Source organism: Paenibacillus sp. 598K (assembly GCF_003851045.1).
GTDB lineage: Bacteria > Bacillota > Bacilli > Paenibacillales > Paenibacillaceae > Paenibacillus_D.
Map to the genome: position 1 here is coordinate 4885 of NZ_BFBX01000126.1, position 3695 is coordinate 8579.

Annotated in this window: 2 protein-coding genes and 1 pseudogene; 2 read left to right on the plus strand and 1 reads right to left on the minus strand. The window is 61.0% G+C overall.

Annotated elements, in window-relative coordinates; genetic code table 11:
- Positions 1-611, minus strand: a pseudogene (locus tag PA598K_RS36655) (M24 family metallopeptidase); the annotation flags it as partial.
- Between the two features lie 178 nt (positions 612-789).
- Between PA598K_RS36655 and PA598K_RS28990 the strand changes: the two are divergent.
- The gene (locus PA598K_RS28990; protein WP_128660281.1) at positions 790-1527 is read left to right on the plus strand and encodes a FadR/GntR family transcriptional regulator; all 738 of its coding nucleotides are present in this window, start codon (positions 790-792) and stop codon (positions 1525-1527) included.
- Positions 1511-3265, plus strand: a complete 1755-nt coding sequence (locus PA598K_RS28995) for a methyl-accepting chemotaxis protein (RefSeq protein ID WP_185602289.1) — start codon at positions 1511-1513, stop codon at positions 3263-3265. The genes PA598K_RS28990 and PA598K_RS28995 overlap by 17 nt, the downstream gene beginning before the upstream one ends.
- The last annotated feature ends 430 nt before the right edge of the window (positions 3266-3695 follow it).

A 3695-nucleotide genomic window follows, 5' to 3' on the forward strand; every position in this document is an offset into this window, starting at 1 on the left:
CCTGCCCGCGCCACCCGCTCGGCCTCGGCAGCGACGGCGGCCGGCGTCGCGCCGACTCGCAGGTGATCCCGGAACGTCAGGAAGCTGCGTTCGGCCAGCTCGAAGGCAGCGGCGATGCCCGCCTTCTCCTCCTCGCTCTTGTAGGCCTTGATCCGGTTGACCATCCCCGTCGCATCCTCGACGAGCGCATCGATGCGCGCGGTGAGATAAGCTTGCTGGAAGCCTGTCATGAGGGACTTCAGACCCACGACGCCGACCCGGCTCGGACGATAACCCGACACCAGCGACGCGACCTCGGCGAGCAGCGCCTCCTCGGCATGCAGCACATCGCCTGTACCCGTGAATCGGACATCGGCGACCGTGCCCGTCTGCCGAGCCAGGTAGGCGTCTGCGCGCGTGTTGTACAGCGCCGTAGGCGCTCCGCCTCTCGGATAGACGACATAGCCCGGACGCAGCACGGGATAATAACCGCCAAAATAGTTCAGATAACCATACTGTGTAATAATGCCTTTGCCGTAGATTACCGCTACATCGTAACCGTGCGCAGCCATCGCTTGATCCATGGCCGACCATCTCGAATGCATTTTGTCCTGCTCCAGACGCTGCTTCACCGGGATGATCCACTCCTTAATTCTGGAAATATACATGTTCAGTATAAAGGACAATAGGTCCAAAGCCGTGTAAATTTTTTTTACTTCAATTTTCATGGAATATGTCGATATAACTAGTTATTGCCTTCTGTTCCATTCGTACGAAGATCCTCGATGCAAGGAGTGAATTGATGAGCCGATGGACACGACCGTTTTCAGAGGCGTAGAGTTGCAGACTGTGCCTCAACAAATTGCGAATGCCATCAAAGAAGTAATCTATAAGGGGCAACTGCAGCCTGGGGAAAGTGTCGCCAAGCAAGAGGATCTGGCCCAGACGTTCGGCGTCAGCCGTCCGACGATCCGGGAAGCGCTCCGCATCCTTAGCCGGGAGCAGGTCATCCTGCCCAATCCGAACAAAGAGAGCGGCTATGTGATCGCCAGCTTCCACCCGGACAATGCGATGTCTAACGTTCGCGATATGATCATCCTCTCGCTCACCTTCCAGACGATGACGCTGCTGGATCTGTTCCACGTGCGTCAGATGCTGGAGATCCCCTGCGCCGGACTGGCTGCGGAGCGTCGTACCGCAGCGGACCTGGAACGGCTGCGGCGGCATCTGCCGACCGTCGATCTGGTCGAATCCACGCGCGAGCTGATCGAGCTGGACCTTAACTTCCATCTGATCCTGGCGGAATCGACGCATAACCCGCTGGCGATTATGCTCGTGCGCGCGCTGACGACGGCGTACATGCGCTTTATCCCGGAGCTGCTGCAGGTGGACAAGGCCTCAATCGTCGCCGATCTGCCCGAGGTGTACGAAGCGATACGCGATCAGGACATAGAGCAAGCCAAGCTGCAAATGCGACGCCATATGTCCAACTTTGTCAACTTCTACGATATGCATGAGAGGAGCATCACCCATGTCCACCACACGTAAGGGCGTCCGCTTGACGATCCGCCTCAAGCTGATGCTGGCGTTTCTGCTGCTGATGATCATCCCGACGACGATCGTCGGCGTCCTGAGCTACAATGTGTCCAAGTCCGAGACCGACAAGCTGATCCGCAACAATCTCCAGAACAACGTCAAAATTACGAACCAGACGATCATCACCTTCCACGAAGCGGTCATGAACGGCGACATGTCGCTCGATCAGGCGCAGGCGCAGCTGAAATCGATGCTGCTCGGCTTCCAGCTGCCTGACGGCACCCGGCCCGGCAACCGCAATATTAACCTGGGCGAGCATGGCAGCTTCATCATCCTCGATCGGGACGGCAAGATCGTCGCCAGCATGAACAACGACGAAGGCCAGGTGCTCAAGGAGGTCGTCGACGAATCGCTGGCCGGGAAGGTAGACGAGATCCTCCAAAAGGCGATCAGCGGCGGCGACTTCAGCTACTATACGACAACGCTCGACGATGGACAGTCCTCGGAGGTGCTCGCCTACGGCGAATCGACAACCTACTGGAACTGGGTCATCCTCGCCAATTCGCACTTGATGGACTTCAGCCAGGGACAAGATAATATCCAGCGCGCCATCCTGCTCTCGATCTCGATCTCGATGGTCGTCGGCGCGGCGATCGCATTCCTCATCTCCAGCCAGCTGGCGTCGCCGATCCGTCGGATCGCCCAGCAGGCCAGACGGATCGCCGAAGGCCATCTGACCGATCCCGACATCAAGATCCGCAGCAGGGACGAGACGGGACAGCTCGCGCAGGACTTCAATGTCATGTCGCAAAATCTGAAGGCGCTAATCACGCAAGTTATCGGGAGCTCCGAGCAGGTCGCCCAGTCCTCCGGTACGCTCAACAGCGCGGTCGGCGAGCTGACGCAAGCGTCCAAGCATACAGCCGACGCGATCCAGGAGATCGCCTCCGGCATCGAGGTCCAGGCCAACGGCACAGAGCAGAGCACGCAGGCGATGGAGGAGATGACGATCGGCATCCGCCGCATCGCCGACAGCTCGGCCTCCGCCTACGAGATCTCGCTGAAGTCGGAGCAGGAGGCGCATCAGGGCCACGCCTACATCGAGCGCTCGATCCAGCAGATGCATATGATCAATGCGTCGGTGCGGGAGATCGCCGAGGTCATCACTCAGTCATCGACGCACTCCCGCGAGATCGGCGAGATCATCAACCTGATGACGGAGATCGCCAGTCAGACCAACCTGCTCTCGCTCAATGCCTCGATCGAGGCGTCGCGAGCGGGCGAGTACGGACGCGGATTCGCCGTCGTCGCCGCCGAGATCAAGAAACTCTCCGGTGTGTCCAGCGACTCGGCCAAGCGAATCATCGAGCGGGTCGACGCGCTCCAGAGCGGCATCGATGCCGCTGTGAGCGCAATGCGCAAGGGGGAGCAGGAGGTCGAGCAAGGCCTGCAACTGATCAGCCATACTGGCGAGCTGTTCCAGAACATCAAGGAGGCCGCCGTCCAGTCGGTCGCCTCGGTGCAGGACACGTCGGCTGCCGCCGAGCAGCTCTCCGCCAGCTCCGAGGAGGTATTCGCCTCCCTGCAGGAGATCGAGCAGATCGCCGGCAAGTCGGCGGCAGGCGCCCAGTCCATCTCCGCCAGCTCCGAGGAGCAGATCGCCTCGATGGAGGAGGTCGGCTACGCCGCACGCGAGCTCGAGCGGATGGCCGAGGAGCTCAAGCGCTCGGCCGAGCGCTTTAAGGTGTAAGGCGCGGCCGGAGCTGCGCAGCGGCGAGGCGCGATAGCGCGGTGCCGCGCGAGATGCGCGGCGGCGCGCAGGCGCAAGGGCGTGGTGCTGCGCGAGATGCGCGGCGGGTGCGCGGCAGGCGCGGGCGCTTGGCCCGGCGGCGCAGGCGCTTGGCCCGGCGGCGCGGGCGCTTGAGTCCGGTGCCGCGCGGAATGCGCGCCTAGACGCGAGTGGATGTTCACGACGCGCAAAAGCCCCATCCTTCCTGTTTTGGGAAGGAGGGGGCTTTTCTTGCGACACCTGCATTGGGGCGACCACGGGGGCAACCTTCCCCTAGCGCCACAGTTTGCGGCACGGGTCACATTATCGAATGATTGGTGACGCTCCAGGCTCAGAGAGCTACACATCAAGGCCATTCGGACGGTTAGCGGCGCTACTTGGGCGATTTTTC

Coding starts and splice junctions, on each gene's coding strand:
- PA598K_RS28990 (WP_128660281.1), top strand. CDS start 790: ATGGACACGACCGTTTTCAGAGGCGTAGAGTTGCAGACTGTGCCTCAA.
- PA598K_RS28995 (WP_185602289.1), top strand. CDS start 1,511: ATGTCCACCACACGTAAGGGCGTCCGCTTGACGATCCGCCTCAAGCTG.